The organism is Acidaminobacter sp. (genome assembly GCF_030247605.1).
Classification (GTDB): domain Bacteria; phylum Bacillota; class Clostridia; order Peptostreptococcales; family Acidaminobacteraceae; genus Acidaminobacter.
In genome coordinates, this window is sequence record NZ_JAOTSB010000048.1 from 1 (window position 1) to 16,569 (window position 16,569).

13 protein-coding genes are annotated in these 16,569 nt (G+C 47.1%); 1 reads left to right on the forward strand and 12 read right to left on the reverse strand.

All coding sequences use genetic code 11. From position 1 onward, the window contains the following. Nucleotides 1–383: 383 nt before the first annotated feature. The 4 genes from OEL90_RS14515 to OEL90_RS14530 form a co-directional block, all read right to left on the reverse strand. Nucleotides 384–1,268: a formate/nitrite transporter family protein gene (locus OEL90_RS14515; protein ID WP_291402440.1), complete on the reverse strand. Its 885-nt coding sequence runs from the start codon at nucleotides 1,266–1,268 to the stop codon at nucleotides 384–386. Between the two features lie 574 nt (nucleotides 1,269–1,842). Next, nucleotides 1,843–3,882: a urocanate hydratase gene (locus tag OEL90_RS14520; RefSeq protein WP_291402439.1), complete on the reverse strand. Its 2,040-nt coding sequence runs from the start codon at nucleotides 3,880–3,882 to the stop codon at nucleotides 1,843–1,845. 577 nt (nucleotides 3,883–4,459) lie between these two features. Then, on the reverse strand, nucleotides 4,460–5,050 hold the full coding sequence (locus tag OEL90_RS14525; protein WP_291402437.1) for an SOS response-associated peptidase: 591 nt from the start codon (nucleotides 5,048–5,050) through the stop codon (nucleotides 4,460–4,462). 369 nt (nucleotides 5,051–5,419) lie between these two features. Beyond that, nucleotides 5,420–7,168: a DEAD/DEAH box helicase gene (locus tag OEL90_RS14530; RefSeq protein ID WP_291402435.1), complete on the reverse strand. Its 1,749-nt coding sequence runs from the start codon at nucleotides 7,166–7,168 to the stop codon at nucleotides 5,420–5,422. Between the two features lie 340 nt (nucleotides 7,169–7,508). Here OEL90_RS14530 and OEL90_RS14535 point away from each other — a divergent pair, with 340 nt between their 5' ends. Continuing rightward, on the forward strand, nucleotides 7,509–8,057 hold the full coding sequence (locus OEL90_RS14535) for a DJ-1 family glyoxalase III (protein ID WP_291402433.1): 549 nt from the start codon (nucleotides 7,509–7,511) through the stop codon (nucleotides 8,055–8,057). Nucleotides 8,058–8,271: 214 nt separating this feature from the next. Here the strand turns inward: OEL90_RS14535 and OEL90_RS14540 are convergent, their stop codons facing one another. The 8 genes from OEL90_RS14540 to orr form a co-directional block, all read right to left on the reverse strand. Beyond that, a complete protein-coding gene (locus tag OEL90_RS14540) occupies nucleotides 8,272–8,574 on the reverse strand; it encodes an AzlD domain-containing protein (RefSeq protein WP_291402431.1) in 303 nt (100 codons plus the stop codon). After that, nucleotides 8,567–9,313 carry an AzlC family ABC transporter permease gene (locus tag OEL90_RS14545; protein WP_291402430.1) on the reverse strand — a complete coding sequence of 249 codons (747 nt, stop codon included), beginning with the start codon at nucleotides 9,311–9,313 and terminating at the stop codon, nucleotides 8,567–8,569. Before OEL90_RS14545 ends, OEL90_RS14540 begins: the two co-directional genes overlap by 8 nt. Next, on the reverse strand, nucleotides 9,310–10,008 hold the full coding sequence (locus tag OEL90_RS14550; RefSeq protein ID WP_291402428.1) for a hypothetical protein: 699 nt from the start codon (nucleotides 10,006–10,008) through the stop codon (nucleotides 9,310–9,312). The genes OEL90_RS14545 and OEL90_RS14550 overlap by 4 nt, the downstream gene beginning before the upstream one ends. A gap of 34 nt (nucleotides 10,009–10,042) precedes the next feature. Further along, entirely contained in the window at nucleotides 10,043–11,491 is a 1,449-nt protein-coding gene (locus OEL90_RS14555) for a hypothetical protein (protein WP_291402427.1), read from the reverse strand. A gap of 370 nt (nucleotides 11,492–11,861) precedes the next feature. Beyond that, nucleotides 11,862–12,173 carry a CC/Se motif family (seleno)protein gene (locus tag OEL90_RS14560; RefSeq protein ID WP_291402424.1) on the reverse strand — a complete coding sequence of 104 codons (312 nt, stop codon included), beginning with the start codon at nucleotides 12,171–12,173 and terminating at the stop codon, nucleotides 11,862–11,864. Between the two features lie 24 nt (nucleotides 12,174–12,197). Beyond that, nucleotides 12,198–13,544: a replication-associated recombination protein A gene (locus tag OEL90_RS14565; protein WP_291402422.1), complete on the reverse strand. Its 1,347-nt coding sequence runs from the start codon at nucleotides 13,542–13,544 to the stop codon at nucleotides 12,198–12,200. A gap of 161 nt (nucleotides 13,545–13,705) precedes the next feature. Continuing rightward, nucleotides 13,706–14,788: a transposase gene (locus OEL90_RS14570; RefSeq protein ID WP_291402420.1), complete on the reverse strand. Its 1,083-nt coding sequence runs from the start codon at nucleotides 14,786–14,788 to the stop codon at nucleotides 13,706–13,708. Nucleotides 14,789–15,063: 275 nt separating this feature from the next. Next, nucleotides 15,064–16,122, reverse strand: coding sequence for an ornithine racemase Orr (orr, locus tag OEL90_RS14575; protein ID WP_291402418.1), 1,059 nt, complete (start codon nucleotides 16,120–16,122; stop codon nucleotides 15,064–15,066). Nucleotides 16,123–16,569 lie beyond the last annotated feature (447 nt).

The window sequence follows — 16,569 nt, forward strand, 5'->3', positions numbered from 1 at the left end:
ATTTTTGCCTATTAATATTTCGTATTATAAAATTTTCTGATAATTAACCTATGCAATCCTTCACAATAAAAATTTCACTTTGTATAATTAATCTATGAATTATTCTGACTCATTGATTATCCCACCAGGTGGAACGCAGCAATATCAACACTTTAACATCCGTAGTACGGAATAAAAGAATTTATAAATTCAAATAATTGCAATTTCCTAAAATTATAACTCAAAATGAACAGACGGGGTCGGACCTGCTGGGGCAACAGACGGGGTCAGACCTGCTAATGAACATATGGGGTGAACATATGGGGTCAGACCCGCATAACTTAACAGACGGGGCAAATTAACTAACGGGGTCAGACCCGCATAACGCATCCGTGATTGGTTACCTACGCCGCGTTGATGAATCTGGAAAGCGGATCCTGCTTCAGATCCTTCTTGTTTTTCAGGTAAATAAACCAATAGGCTCCAGCGACGAAAACCGCGCCGCCTACAATATTGCCAAGGGTTACGGGCAACAGATTGCCGATGAGAAAGTTTTGCCAGGTGAGGGTGTTGAGAGCATCGGCAGAGAGTCCTGAGGCAGCTGCCCATGCAGGATTGGATTTCGCAAGAATCCCTGCAGGCACATAATACATGTTGGCTACACTGTGTTCAAAGCCCGAGGTGATGAACAGCCAGATTGGAAAAAAGATAGCCAAAATCTTGCCTGTCATATCCCGTGCGCCGTAGGAAAGCCAAACCGCTAGGGTTACAAGCCAGTTGGCCATGATGCCCAGGAAAAACGCTGACAGAAACGGCAGATTCACCTTATGGACGGCGATCTTCAAAGTCTGACCCCCAAGGAGCCCTCCCCCGCTGTCCAGTTGGCCTGAAGCCACGATCATAAGGGTGACCAGCATGGCGCCAACAAAATTTCCGGTGAATACTACGGCCCAGTTCTTAATCATGACAGAAACGCGCACCTTTTTTGATAATACCGCCGCCGCCATGAGCGTGTTCCCAGTAAACAGTTCGCCGCCGGCCAGAATGACCAGCATGAGCCCGGTGCCAAAAATGGCGCCTGCCAGGACTTTGCCAAGCCCATAGGTCTCAGCCTCCGCAAACAGATTGAAAGCCGCCATATTGGAGCCTTGAGAAGCGAATGCGATAAACGCCCCTGCAAGAATGGCGAGCGCAAATTGAACAGACGGGGTCAGACCCGCTTTTTTCGTCGCGGTGTCAACCGCTGTTTCAGCAATTTCCGCTGGGGTCAGCATCTTCTTATCATTCATAGTCTTCACTCCTACTTGAGATACCATGTCGCTCAGAGGGATTGGCAATTTCTGAAAAGATCACGTGGGGTCAGACCTGCTTAACTCATCATGTGGGGTCAGACCTGCTTAACTCATCACGTGGGGTCAATAGGCCTTAGCCGCAGACCTACTAATCTCCGTTCTTCATGCCTTCATCTTAAATGATAACACATCTCAATTAGAAGTAAAGTGACTCAGATCACAAAATATCATAAATTTATTTTTGTTATCATTACAAATATTCAGACTTAACTCTCCCTCACTCAATCTTAAGCGAGGATCAGCAGCCCGTCTTTCCCCTTTCGAGACATAAAAAGCCCAGCCCCCCACAGCGTCAGGTGCCCCACAAAGCTTGGAAAATCTATATTGGGCGTACGTGGGACCATCGGCTAAAATGGTTTTGTGTACTTGCTCTATATAAATCTTCAAGCCATGGAAACGTTGACGTTCTGGACGACTGGGCTTAGGTCACTATTACTAAAGAAGATCACGCCGATGGTCATCCGGACCAGCACACCGCGGCCCGGACAACCCAACTCGACTAAAAGGTATTCTATTTGCCAGCCAGCGCCTTTTCAACCGCGGACTGGATCATGCTTTCATCCGCCACATACGGGAGGGCAAGGACGTCCTGGCCGCCGCGGATCTGGTTGTACTCGACGACCGTGCTGATGGAGTTCTCATTGCGAGCCCAAGCACGTCGGGAGACACCGTTCATAACGTCCCACGGAATCGCGCGCTGGATGATCGCGTCGACGCGGAGGCTGCCGTCGAGGACGAGGCCGAAGCCGCCATTGGTAACCTTGCTGGTGCCGACGCCACCGCCATTGTGGAGGGCGATGAGGCTCATACCGCGCGCCGCGTCGCCCGCGAAGGAGTGCGTCGCCATCTCGGCCATGATGTTGGAGCCGTCTTTAATGTTGGAAGTCTCACGGAATGGAGAGTCAGTGCCGCCAGTGTCGTGGTGGTCGCGGCCGAGCATGACCGGGCCAATCTCACCACTTCTGACCATTTCGTTGAATTTGAGGGCAATATTCATGCGGCCGAGGGCGTCCTGATAGAGGATGCGGGCCTTGGTGCCAACGACAAGCTTGTTCTTCATGGCGTCGCGGATCCAGACATAGTTGTCGCGGTCCTGGAAGCGTCTGTTCGGATCGATGACGGACATAGCAGCCATGTCGGTTTTGATGAGGTCTTCATCGGTGCCGGAGAGGCAGACCCAGCGGAATGGGCCGTAGCCGTAGTCGAAGAGGAGCGGGCCGAGGATGTCTTCTACGTAGGACGGGAAGACGAAGCCGTCGAGCTCGTTCACGCCGTTTTTGCAGATTTCGGTGACGCCGGCGTCGTAAACCGCCTTCATGAAAGAGTTGCCGTAGTCGAAGAAGTAGACGCCCTTGGCGGTGAGGCGCTTGATGACTTCAAAGTGACGTCTCAGGGTCTCGTCGACTTTCTTGTTGAAGAGTACCGGGTCTGACCCCAGCAGCGCAGTTCTCTCTTCAAAGCTCATGCCAGCCGGGCAGTAGCCGCCCTCGTAGACCGCGTGGCAGGAAGTCTGGTCGGAGAGGAGGTCGATGTGGATGTTGTTTTCATCGGCATACTCAAGGAGGTCGACGATGTTGCCGTGGAAGGCGATGGCGTGACCGACGCCCTCTGCCATATACTTGTAAGCGTTGTCGAAAGCTTCTTTTGGCGTCCTGGCGACGGAGGAAACCCAGCCTTGGGAGAAGCGCGTCTCGATACGGGACCAGTCGACTTCTGCGACGATAGCCGCGCCGTTAGCGATCTCAGCTGCCTTGCCCTGAGCGCCGCTCATACCGCCGAGGCCTGAGGTGACGAAAAGCTGGCCGGCGAGATCCGCGTCATCCGCGAGGCCCTTATTTCTGCGGCCTGCGTTGAGGATGGTGCTATAGGTGCCGTGAACGATGCCCTGTGGTCCGATGTACATCCAGCCGCCTGCGGTCATCTGACCATAGTTGGCGACGCCGAGGGACGCAGCGCGGGCAAAGCCTTCAGCCGTGTCGAACTGGCTGATCATGAGGCCGTTGGTGATGATGACGCGAGGCGCTTCCGGCGAGGACTTGAAGAGGCCCCTTGGGTTGCCGGACTCGATGTGAAGGGTCTGATCCTGGGTCATAATTTCGAGGTAGCCTTTGACGAGCCAGTACTGCATCCAGTTCTGGAAGACTTGTCCGCTCTCCCCGTAAGTAACGAGTTCATAAGGATAAAGGGCAATCGCGAAGTCTAGGTTGTTGTCGATCATGACCTGGAACGCCTTGGCTTCGAGGGTGCGGCCTTTGTATTCATCGATTGGGCGGCCAACGAGGTTGCCCTGCGGTCTGAAGCGGTAAGCGTAGATGCGGCCGTGTGTCAGGAGTTCGTCGAGGAATTCCGGTGCGAGGATCTCATGCCACTCTTCAGGGACGTAACGGAGCGCGTTTTTGAGCGCGAGACCAATTTCATCCTTAGTCAGGGTCATGGCACGCTTTGGCGCGCGGCGGATGCCTTCGACGAAAGTCGGGTAAGCCGGCAGCTCAGGGAAGATGTCCTTCAGTTTGACTTTCATTGCGCTTTCGATTTGTTGATTGCTAAGCATTCGAATGTCACTCCTTATCATATATTGGTCGCATTTTGGTTTACGGTGATGTGAAATTCTGTGAATTTAAGTCCATTAATTTAGACGTTGAGGACTTTGATCTTCATCTTAAAAAGCATTTTCATGCCGATGGTCACTTCAAAGTACCTCATGTGCTTCTCTTTGACTCGAGTATACAGTCGTAATGTCAAAAAAACGTCTAAGAGATTGACGATTTTGAAGAAAAATTAAAAATTTGTGTCAAATTACTTTTTGACGGTGGGTGCTGATGGGGGTGTCCGACGGGGTGTCCGACGGGGTCAGACCTGGGTTGACGTAAAATTGGACATACGGAGTATCCGACGGGGTCAGACCCGGGTTGACGTAATGTTGGATCGGCGGGGTACCGACGGGGTCAGACCCGGGTTGACGTAATGTTGGACTGGCGAGGTACCGACGGGGTCAGACCCGGGTTGAGGTAATGTTGGACTGGCGAGGTACCGACGGGGTCAGACCCGCGTTGACATAAAGTCAGTCAGCCAGGAGCAATAGACACTCGCCGCAGACCCGTTACGAAACATCCAGAATAATTTTAGTTTCAGACCGCATTCAACACGACTTGAGGCCCTGCTTGCCGCATTAGAAGCTCAATTTCTGCCTCTGAAGTCCCCTGATCCAGCCAAGTCTCTTCATCTTCTTCTCTCAAAATAATAGGTTCCCGATCATGTATTTCCGAAACCGGCGGCGAGCTTTGCCGCGTCAAAATGACATAAGCAAAAAAGCGATTCCCATCCGTTGCCGTAAACGGCGTATAAAGTCCTGCAAACGAAACTATAGATTTCTCTGGCCTCTCAATTCGAAACTTTGTACGATCCCCTTTTTCTCCATGCCACTCAAAAAAACCCGATGCCGGCACTATGCAGCGCCGCTTTTTCAGCGCGTCTTTAAACGCAGGTTTGACCCCGGCTGTTTCGCTTCTCGCATTGATGACAGGCCGGCTCATATTTGGATAAACGAAGCCCCACTTCATCAAACCCGCGCGAACTTCATCCTTTGCCTTAATGACAACAGGCGCTTCGTTAGTGGGAAAAACTTCGCGAGGTGTCCAAACCACCTCAGGGACGTCGTGGATTTTGTATCGCCGCAGTATCTCTTCAAAGGCTTCATCGACAAAATAGCGTCCACACATAACTCTGATCCTCCAGGATTACATATTTGACTGTTGCATTCCGGTTTATGTATACCCTTCTCGAATAAAAATATACTGTGATTCATTGGGGTCAGACCTGCAAGGTTTTAACGGAGTAAGACCCGCGAATTTAGACTTTGGATTAGATCAGCTAAGTTTCGCCCACTTCCAAAGGAAGCCGATTGCCTCTGGCAAGCGGCTTCCACACCTTTAATACGACAAAAAAACCCACCGCCGCAGGCAGTGGGTTTTCCGGGTCTTATCCAATTTTGTTTCTAATCCAAATCCGATACCCCGCCCACTTCATTTGCCATGATTGGCGAGGATGTGGGGTTGTGGGACCATCGGCGGAAAATATGGGCTTTAAAATTACTCAGCTGGCTTGTACTTGCGCTTTGGACGATCTGAGCTGCCATAGCTCTTGTCGCTGGAACCTGAATGGCGCGCATCACGGCCTTTGTAGGTTTTTTCACCGCTGCCGCCGCTGCGTGGCTTGCGGTCAAAACGGTTGTCCCCGCCGCCGCTGCGGCCACGGGCTTTGTCGATACGGACGCGCTTGCCTTTAAGCTTGGCGTTCTTGAGGATCTCGAAGACCTCATTGGCACGGGCTTCAGGGACTTCGACAAACGAGAAGTTCTCGTAAATGTCAATGTTTCCAACCTGCTCGCCAGTGACCGTGGTTTCCGAGGTGATCCACTTGATGACGTCACGCGGTTCGAGGCTGATGTTTTTGCCGACATTGATGAACAGTCGCACCATACCGTTGCCAGCGCCAGTGTCCCCAAAGCCGCCGCTGCTGATCTCGCATACGTTGCTGGACTCGACCTTGTAGCGCTCAAGCTCCATCTTCATGAGGATCGCTGCTGTTTCCAGAGAAGTCATACCCTCCTCTGCCATCGCTTCGAGGATCGCGTAGTATTTCTCAAGACCGCCGGACTCAGCCTCTAGTTTGATTTTATCGACGAGTTCCTTCGCCTTGATCTCCTCGATGTCCGCAATGGACGGGATTTCATGACGCTGAATCTTTTTCGAAGTATAACGCATGACGTCTTTCATCAGCAGGAATTCCTTGCCGCTGACAAACGTGAAGGACATGCCGTCTTTGCCCGCGCGTCCGGTTCTGCCGATACGGTGGACATAATACTCTTCATCCTGTGGCACATCAACGTTGAAAACGCACTCTACCCCAGTTATATCCAGGCCACGCGCTGCGACGTCCGTCGCGATCAGGAGCTCAATCGCCCCCGTACGGAAGCGGTCCATAACCGCGTCACGCTGCTGCTGCTTCATGTCGCCATGAATTTTATCGCAGGAGAAACCGCGCGTCTGAAGCTGCGCCGTGACTTCATCAACTTTTTTCTTGGTGTTGCAGAACGCCAGCGAAAGCTTCGGCTGGTACATGTCCAGGAGTCTCGACAGCACTTCGACGCGGTCGCGGGAGTGAACTTCGAGGTAGAACTGTTCGACATTCGTCGAAGTCAGCTCCTTGTGGACGACCTTCACCAGCTCCGGGTCGCGCTGATAACGGTTTGTGATGTCGAGAATCGCCTTCGGCATAGTCGCAGAAAACAGCACCGTCTGACGCTCAGGAGGTACAGTCTTGAGAATTTCCGTAATGTCCTCGACGAAGCCCATGTTGAGCATCTCGTCCGCTTCGTCCAACACGAGGAACTTGATCTCGTGCAGCTTCAGCGTGCCGCGTTTCAAGTGGTCAATGACCCTGCCAGGCGTACCGATAACAATCTGCGCACCCGATCTCAGCACGCGAATTTGTCGGTCGATAGGCTGCCCGCCGTAAATGGGCACGGACTTGATGCCGCGGATGTACTTGCCGAGGCGACCGATCTCCTCCGCCACCTGAATGGCGAGCTCACGGGTCGGGCAAAGTACGAGGGCTTGGGGTTGCTTGTTTCTAGGATCGATCTTCTCAAGAAGCGGAATCCCGAACGAAGCGGTTTTGCCAGTGCCCGTCTGGGCCTGGCCAATGACGTCTCTACCTTCTAAAATAAATGGGATAGATTGTGCCTGAATTGGTGTCGCTTCCTCGAATCCCATGTCGCTGACAGCTTTGAGAATTGCCTCGGAGCAGTTAAAACTACTAAATTTGATAGGTTCCATTAAATACCTTCCTTTTTTCGAATTGCAGAAATTACAATCGCTTGAAATGATCAGCCATTTGGCCTTAAAGTGAAAAATTCCGGGTTTGCAAGACCTCTATGACATAAACAGTAAGTAATTATTGAATTCAAGCGGCATTTCGGCCAAATTTCATTCTATAGTAAATCGCGCCATAAAGCAAGCAAAGTTACAAATTGATTTCGTTTTTTCTTAATTTTAGTGATTTAAATGATCAAAGTGATTCTGCCGATGGTCACCCCTCCCCCAACCCTTTCTCAAATTTACGTTGGGTGTTAAATTTAAGTTGAATTCTGGGTATATAAACTGCGAGGTGATAATTATGGTCTATATGTTACTTGCAGAGGGATTTGAGGAAATTGAGGCAATCAGTACAATAGATATCCTGAGACGCGGGGGCGTGGAGGTGACTACCGTGTCCATCGGCACACATCTTCAGGTGAGCGGCGCGCATCACATTAAGGTCATGGCGGATGCGCTGATTGGGGAGGTTGACCTGGATCAGACTGTCGAGGCTGTGGTGCTGCCTGGCGGGATGCCGGGGACGACGCACCTGGATGAGTCGCGGGACGTGGACCGGCTGCTGCATGATGCGGTGAAGAAAGAGCTGCTCGTCGCGGCTGTTTGCGCGGCGCCGCTGGTGCTTGGAAAGCGCGGGTTTTTAAAGGGCAAGCGCGCAACGTGCTTTCCGGGCTTTGAGGACTACCTGAAGGGCGCGATCCTGTCGGAAAACAGAGTGGAGCATGATGGAAATTTTATCACATCCCGAAGCGCCGGAACTGCGGCCTACTTTGCCTTTGAGATCTTGAAGGTATTGAAAAACGAGGCTATTTCAGCCAAGGTGAAGCAATCGATGATTTATCCGGATTGATGGGTAAGGTGGGAAAAAACTGCCAGCGGAAAGTCTAAGTAATGGACTTTCCACTGGCAGTTTTTTTTATTAACTAGACAATTCCATTTTAAAAAGTGAAATTAGGAAGGACTGTAAATGTACTATTTTAAAAAGCATTATGTCCACCCGGGTCTGACCCCGTCTGTTGAATGTACACTCATATCTTATGTACACCGGGGTCTGACCCCGCGTGTCAAGCACTGAAAAACACAGCGAGGATACTGCCCAAAACAACCAGGACGACATTAAGACGCAGCAGGGAAAGCGCTAGCGCCACGGCCAGACCCACTGCAGCTGATGAAACAGAGGTTGTCGAATATAGGATCTCAGGAAAAATGAGTGCGCCGAGCACTGCGAAAGGGACACATTTCAAGAAATTTTGAAGTCCTGAGCTAAGTTTTCGACCACGCAAAAGTGTCATTGGAACTAATCGAGGCAGATATGTAACTACGGCCATAAGCAGTACCGTGATGAATTGCTGAAGTGGATCAGTCACGTTTATGCCCCCCTTCCCGGCTGGAGTTATTTTCGGGTAAACTTATCTTTTCCAGCAGTTTACCGCCTGCGCCGGCAGCGAGCAGTGTTGCTGCCAGGATCCTCCACCCGCTGGCGAGACCAGAAAAAAGTGGCAAGTAATAGATCAGGCTGCTGATTGTGATGGCGAGGAGGGCGACAGTGACCATCGGCAGATTTCCTTTAAGGCCTGGGACGAGCAGGCCAATAAACATGGCATACAGGGCGATCCCCATGCTCGCGGCCAGGGCTCCCGGGATGGCATCACCCAAAAGAAGTCCAATCAAGGTGCCCGCGTTCCACGCGAGATAAGCGATTGTATTCAGGCCAAACAGATTCCAGGGCTCGAAAATGGGCTGCGGCTGGACGGACGCGACGGCAAAGGACTCATCCGTAACCCCAAAGGCGAGAACTGCCAGGAAGCGTTTGCCGATGGTCGCGGGCAGACGCTGTGAAAGGGACGAGGACATGATGAAATGCCTGAAATTCAGGATCAAGGTGGTCGCGACAATTTCGAGGGTCGAGGCGCCCGCGGCCATCATGCCGACGCCGACAAACTGACTCGCGCCGGCGTAGAGAATGGAGGACAGCGCTACGCCAATGCCGGTTTGAATGCCGGTGGAGGACGCTAAAACACCAAAAGCAATCCCGATCGGGATATAGCCTATCGCGATCGGGATGCCGAGTTTTGCGCCTTTAAGGAAGCTGTGACGACGGTTCATCGGTCGGCATCCTCACTTTCGCTTTCTTTTTTTTGCTTGAACCAGGCCTTTGATACTGCCGGCTTGCAAAGAATTTCGTCAACGCGGATGTCGAAAAAACGATGAGTGTTGGCGGGCTGCATGATCAGGGCGGAATCTGCGCCGCTGGTGCTGCCACCGATGGAAATCAGCCGCTGCTGCGTCGAAACCGCACCGGCATCTGCAGCCATCATGGCGACTTCAATGGCGACTTTGGTTCCCTCACCAAATAGTCTTAATGCGTGGGCGATTAGCTCATCTGTGCCGTAGGTCCCAAACTTGATCCGCGCCGCCCGACCGATGCCGCCCAAACTGTGAGCCGCAGTCACAACGATGGCCCCAGCCGCTTCGAGTTCTGCTTTGACTTCGGGTGTCAGCTCAGCGCTGTCAGGAGATTCAAACCCTGCTACATGGGAGACGACGATGAGGTTCTTTATTTGGCGGTTGGTGCTGCTAATTTCAACTTCGCGGGTCTCGGTGTTGCGGTCTTCGTCACCACGGGTCTGACCCTGGCTGTCAGATTCGCCCACAAAATCAAATTCTTTAAGTGCTTTTCGGGCTGTCTCTCCGGATGTTGAAGCTATTATTACGGTATCAATTTCGTTTATAATGGCAGCTTGCTTTACAATTTTTAAAACGTCCATTGTATTTCTGTAGCCCGGTTGTCTAAAGATCATTTTTACCTCCAGCTTAACATTAAAATAATTTACTTCAGTAATACTTGGCTTTTCTACGTTGGTTCCAGTAGTATATTTCGATGATGAAAATTAATAAAAACGGCGCCACGATAACAATTAAAAAACCTATTGGTGTTTTTGCATAATCAACAATGTAGCCCAACCACGGTAGAATTAACAAGATGTGATCTCCAAATGGTGTTCCGGGTCTGACCCCACCTGTGACTATCAGCGCTCCCGGATAACTGCTTTTCATTAAATTCGGATTAGAATTCTGCAATTCACCAGTGTTTGAATATATTCCATAGTCAGAAATCGATGCAATTCCACCATCATAATAACTTTTAATAACAACTGCCGATAAAATCACCAAGAAAATTATAAGCAAAAAATATATTAGGCGACCTAGAAATTCGAGAATCTTACCAAACCAACTTTCTCTCGTCATTTCATCATCTTGTTCAACATTAGTTATCTCTGTAACATCTTTTATATCCTCGGATCTATTTTCAATTTTTTTATTGTTTGAATTATCACTTTTTGTCGTTTCTATTTTGTCTGCGGGGATATCGTCATACTTTTGTTTTCTAAATTCACTTAATAATGGTTCTTGGTCAAAGTCGATACCTTCCATCAATTCTTCAAATTTTAAGGACGTCCAAAAATCAGATTTAACAACTTTAGCATGCACTTTGTCTTCAGCAATATTTTCAGAAATATTGTTCTGTTTTTGTAAAAGTTCTGGCGGGGTCAGACCCGTAAAACCGAGACTCGAAAGATCGACACCTTCAAAATCAAAATCCGATGTTGTTTCAAGATTTGAGTGATTTGAGTCATTCTTGACAGTTTTTAATTTTTCATCAACCGTCGCTTTACTCTCTACATCAAAACTTTTAATTAACTCTGACAGGTCATTCCCGGTTGTTATGCTTTCCCTGTCAAAAGATTCTTTTAATTTCAAAATATCCAAATCAGGGATAAATATATCCTCATCGTCACTGTAATCATCTATTTCACGATTTGTATATTTGTCATTCTTCAATTCAGGATGCTCCGACATCAAGGCGAGTATACTTTTTAAGCGTTCTTCTGCACTGACCTTGCTATGTGGACTAGTGGATTTTGATATTAGTTTAATTATTCTGGTATGAAATTCTGAAGGTGTAAATGGGACAACTAAAAAATCGTCAATCAAATCCAACATCGACTCATTAATTTTAGGCAATTCTGATAGATCAGTTATTAATAAAGTCACAATTTTAGGATCATGCTCTTTCACCTTATTCATGAATGTCAGCAAATGTTCCATAGTATAATCTGACGACTGACAAATTATCATATGTATACCACATTGACGGACAATATCAAGACTAAGCAAATTTGGTGCGCCTGCACTGACATACCCATGAACATGATGCTCAAAAAAATAGGAATTGAGATCCTCAAGAGTTACAATTTTTTGCCCGATCAGCAAAACTCTCATAAGACCACCATCCCTTCGTTTTAAGTATTGTCTTGATCGTTTTATCCAATAGACTAAGGAGAATAACAATATTTGAACATCAATATGACATTTCATTAAATGATTTTATTAACAAGTGTTGCTTACCAATATTTAACCTTTGAAATATTTTAACATATTTTTATTTACTTTCAAATATAGAGAGAATGTTAGAATTTCAATTATTTTAAGCAATTTATTATATGTTATATGCAAAGTGCATATTTGAGCTTAGGATCCTGGTTGTAACTATCGGGGTCAGACCCACACAGCTCCACACCAGCCCTCATCGCGTCCCCCCCAAAAATAAAAAGGACGAGTCACCCTCGCCCTAAATCATGATAAATAACCCCTATCTAACCTTCACCCCAAGAATATCCAACCTCTTGATAAACAATATTTTATCAACGACAATCGTAATTTTGCCTTCCTTCGTCGGCAACCGCTTCGGCACAAAAAACGTCAATCCTTGAATTTCTTCTATCTGATAGTGCTCAGGCATTTTTGGCGCTTTTAGTTCCAACACGGGAACCGCTATACTGCCGCCACTTCAGCACCCGCCAGACTTCGCCAGCATCACCGTCACTTCTTTCGCACCTTTATCTCGAATGTACTGAACCGCCTCCTCCGTCACTTCCACACTAATTAACCCATCCTTGTCCATATTCATCATCCCTTCAAATTACTGTTATTCTGTACCATCTTCGAAATCTCTAATTTGTTCGAGCCAAGCCTCAAACTCCGCCTCGCGCCCCTGTCCGTCCATCACGTAGTATTTCTTGCCTCTCAACGCTTCCGGCAAGTACTCCTGTTTAAAATAATGCTGCCGATGGTCATGAGGATACACATATCGCCCTCCGCCTAGCACATCATTCTTCCCGGACTCCAGTTTTAGTGCAGTCCCATCCTTCAAATATGCAGGGACAGACCCGCTTCGCCCTTGTCTGATATCTTCAATCGCTTCATCAATTCCCAAATAAGCTGCATTTGACTTTGGAGCACAAGCAATATAGGTGGCAGCTTGTGCAAGCGGAATCCTGCCCTCCGGCATACCTATGGTTTCAACAGCTTTTAAAGCACTAGCTGCAACCACAAGTGCCATAGGATCTGCGTTGCCAACATCTTCAGAAGCACATATTATGATCCTTCGCGCGATGAAAATTGGGTCCTCTCCACCCACAATCATTCGAGCAAGATAATGCAATACGGCATCTGGATCACTACCGCGCATGGACTTTATGAACGCAGAAATAATATCATAATGAGAATCCCCAGTTTTATCATATAACTGACCGGAATGCTGCATAGATTCGTAGAGTGATTCTACATTTATGACGATTTTTCCATCTGAATCAGGCGCACTCGTCATTGCGGCCAGTTCGACCGCGTTCAAAGCTCGTCGCGCATCTCCAGAAGCAAGTCTCCCCAAGGCCTCACGAGCTTCATTATCTAAAATAACATTGAGCACCCCAAGTCCGCGCTCCATGTCGGCCAACGCAGAATCGACGATATCCAAGACATCCTCCGGGCTCAAAGCGTTCAATCTAAAAACATTAGATCTGGAAATAAGTGCACTGTTGACCTCATAATAAGGATTTTCAGTTGTTGCACCAATCATGATGACAATGCCCTTTTCCACTGAAGGCAACAATGCATCCTGCTGGGTCTTGTTAAACCTGTGGATCTCATCTATGAATAAAATTGTACGTTTTCCATTCATAGCAAGTCGATCTTCCGCTCGGCCAATAACTTCTCTGAGTTCCTTTACACCCGACGTCACAGCATTCATTGACTCAAATACCGCGCCTGTCTGGTTTGCTATCACTCGAGCCAAACTTGTCTTACCGCTTCCAGGCGGGCCATGTAAAATCAGACTCGTCAATTTGTCAGTCTCAATTAAGCGTCTCAACAACCGGCCAGAACCCATGATGTGATGTTGTCCCGTAAACTCATCTACCGTTCTTGGTTTCATTCGCTCCGCGAGTGGCGCACTATCCTTTCGGTTCTCCTCAAGCATCAAATCAAACAAGTCCATAACATGCTCCTTTTTATCCAACGGGGTCAGACCCGCAAAAAACCTACAAGTTCATCTGTTATCATTTTTACTCTAATTACGATTATCTTCGCACAAACGTTCTATAAATATTATACCTGATCAGTCCCAATTTGAATATAGTCCACTTATTAAGTACGACTTTAAAACGCTTGCAGCAACTGCAGCGTTTCAAAAAACATTTTTTCAAGATTTTTTAAATGCAACTCTTCTCCATTTTCAGTTGTTTGTTCAAAACTAATATATGACTGAATTTCTTTTTGAAGTGAGTCGTCATAAATCATAATTGTTTCTGGCAGCGACTTAGAAGTTCTCCTTAGGAAGCTTTGTATGTATGATCGCTTAACTCTTAATCGTCTTGCCAGTTCAGCATTAGAGATCAGCTTTAGTTTCTGATTCAGCAGGATAATAGCTTTTAGGTATTGAGTGGTGTGCTCGTGACCATCGGCCCAAACAAGCTTTGAATCCTTTGTTGAAATGTCATTGACACCCACTTCAACTTCAGAAATTATCTTCGACTGATGTACACCCTTCAAACCCGTTCTCAGCGCCTCGCTCGCCTTGCTCAGCAAATGATCCAGCGCTTTGAACCGCCTGTTGACCTTTAGCTTCGTCAGCAGCACCTCCAGCGTCATTGGCTCCTGCACCACATCCGTTTCGTGGTATTCAAAATAAAACGGCTCGTTCTTGAACTTCTCAAGATGCTGTAAATAGGTTTCCTTCGCACTCTTGACGCAATCCTTTAGCCTTTTCATCAGCGCCAAGCTGTCGAACCACACCTGTCCAACTTGCCTAGTGTAGGCATAGTGGCTGCTCCACAAATAATTAAGGCTCTTGCTCAAGCCCGCTTTAAACGGGTTGAGATGAATATAAGCCATGGTCTTCATAATTGAATAAATTGTAAGGCATGGACTCGCGAAATAGCGGCCATCAAATACATGCCCGCTTCGGTCGTATTTCCGATTATACCTCTGCGTAAAACTCTGTGATATCCCCTGCATTACCTTAGATAGCGAAGTTTCACACATTTTAATCAGCATGTGAACATGGTTGTCCATTATGCAAAATGCGTAAAGTTCAAAATCATATCTCAATCTGTAACGTTTTATCGTTTCAAGCAGCATGTTCTTGTCAACATCGTGCCGCAGTAAAAATTCGCCATTGTTTCCTTTGTAAACTACATGATAGACAGTTTCTTGTTGAAGATTTCTCAATTTCCTAGACATAGAATCCCTCCATTTTATTCCTATTATTATAGTATATGGAGTTCTAATACATGTCAATATATTCCATTATTTACTTCGATCTTTTCACTTTTACCAATAGCCTTTTGCCAATGGCATGTTTCCCCCAATTCTTTAAATCAAAAATATTGATAAATTGGCATAAGCAAAACTATATAGGATTATTCAAATTTTCGCCAATTAAAAAGGGCCATCTCTCGGATGACCCCTCGGGAAAATAGTTTTCATTTTTCAGGTGGCTAGAATACCTGGTTTATTTAAATTTTTTCCACATACTTGCTTGTCATCAATGACAGCAACGCACCGTAGTCTACACCGAAACCTACAACATCGCCGACTTTCAACTCAGCCTGTGATTGGGTGACATCCAATATTAGGTGATCACTGCTTGCTCCAATGATCTCAATATTTGAATCCACTGGGGTCAGACCTTCAACGCGCACGTCCTGCCTTCCAATAGCGACAATCGCACGTCTCATCTTTCCACGATCCGTAAAAGTAGGTGTACTGCCAAACGCATCCATACCTATCTGCCCAGTCGGTAGAGAGTCTTTTTCCTTTAACTCTATAATCTGCGTCTCGAGTAAAAATCCATCATCATGAGTATTATCAATCTTCTCTCCATAGGCAGTTTCCCTTCCGAGTATAACTGCTTCTCCAAGTCTCAGATTTGTAATATCTTTTGGTAATGATTTATTTATAAGTTTATATAGGCTGCTTGAGTTGCCGCCTGAAATATATTTCAGTTTTAAATTGAATTGCATCTCGATATTTTTCGCTAGCTCCACTAAGCGCCCCAGATTATTGTCATCTGGGATAACACCTCCATAGCAAGTTAAATTGACGCCCAATCCAACAAGGTCAAGATTTGACATCTCTATGACCTGTTGAACTAAATCCTCCAAATCCTCAGGCAACACGCCTTCACGAAGGTCACCCAGATCGACCATAATTATAATTTCATGTTGTTTGTTTTTTTCTTTAGCAGCCGATGAAAGCGCTTTCAAAGTTTCTGACTCAGAATTCAGCGACAAATCTGCAAATTCTATGACTTCATCAATTTCAGACAGCATTGGTAATCTTAGTAGGACTCTTTTCACATCTGGCGCGATATTTTTTAATGCTTTCAAATTTTCGATTCTCGAATCCGCCAGCATAGTATATCCAGCTTCAATCATAGCTCTAGTTATGCCAGGATGTGCACAGTGAACTTTAGTTACCACCATAGGTTCAATGCCGTTGTCGACACAAAGTGTTCGCAAAATTTCTGCGTTGTGTTTAATTTTCTCAATATCTATTTTTAGTCTCGGATACATGATATCCCTCCTGCGTTTTCTGCAAGTTAAGTGAATTATTTCAATCAAGGCCTGACCCCTCATTCCGCGACGTAGTGTGATGTTTGCTGGGTGTGTCGCGAAACATAAATATGAGGTTGATCACATGGGGTCAGACCCTGATAGAAATCAAAATATTTCAATCAAGGCCTGACCCCTCATTTCGCGACGTAGTATGATGTTTGCTGGGTGTGTCGCGAAACACAAATATGAGGTTGATCACATGGGGTCAGACCCTGATAGAAATCAAAATATTTCAATCAAGGCCTGACCCCTCATTTCGCGACGTAGTGTGATGTTGGATGGGTGTGTCGCGAAACATAAATATGAGGTTGATCACATGGGGTCAGACCCTGATAGAAATCAAAATATTTCAATCAAGGCCTGACCCCTCATTTCGCGACGTAGTGTGATGTTGGATGGGTGTGT

What these genes read in the sequence shown, in the direction of transcription:
- OEL90_RS14530 (WP_291402435.1), bottom strand. Translation starts at nt 7,168, where the DNA reads ATGGAACCTATCAAATTTAGTAGTTTTAACTGCTCCGAGGCAATTCTC.
- OEL90_RS14565 (WP_291402422.1), bottom strand. Translation starts at nt 13,544, where the DNA reads ATGGACTTGTTTGATTTGATGCTTGAGGAGAACCGAAAGGATAGTGCG.
- OEL90_RS14520 (WP_291402439.1), bottom strand. Translation starts at nt 3,882, where the DNA reads ATGCTTAGCAATCAACAAATCGAAAGCGCAATGAAAGTCAAACTGAAG.
- OEL90_RS14555 (WP_291402427.1), bottom strand. Translation starts at nt 11,491, where the DNA reads ATGAGAGTTTTGCTGATCGGGCAAAAAATTGTAACTCTTGAGGATCTC.
- OEL90_RS14515 (WP_291402440.1), bottom strand. Translation starts at nt 1,268, where the DNA reads ATGAATGATAAGAAGATGCTGACCCCAGCGGAAATTGCTGAAACAGCG.
- OEL90_RS14550 (WP_291402428.1), bottom strand. Translation starts at nt 10,008, where the DNA reads ATGATCTTTAGACAACCGGGCTACAGAAATACAATGGACGTTTTAAAA.
- OEL90_RS14525 (WP_291402437.1), bottom strand. Translation starts at nt 5,050, where the DNA reads ATGTGTGGACGCTATTTTGTCGATGAAGCCTTTGAAGAGATACTGCGG.
- OEL90_RS14570 (WP_291402420.1), bottom strand. Translation starts at nt 14,788, where the DNA reads ATGTCTAGGAAATTGAGAAATCTTCAACAAGAAACTGTCTATCATGTA.
- OEL90_RS14535 (WP_291402433.1), top strand. Translation starts at nt 7,509, where the DNA reads ATGGTCTATATGTTACTTGCAGAGGGATTTGAGGAAATTGAGGCAATC.
- orr (WP_291402418.1), bottom strand. Translation starts at nt 16,122, where the DNA reads ATGTATCCGAGACTAAAAATAGATATTGAGAAAATTAAACACAACGCA.
- OEL90_RS14545 (WP_291402430.1), bottom strand. Translation starts at nt 9,313, where the DNA reads ATGAACCGTCGTCACAGCTTCCTTAAAGGCGCAAAACTCGGCATCCCG.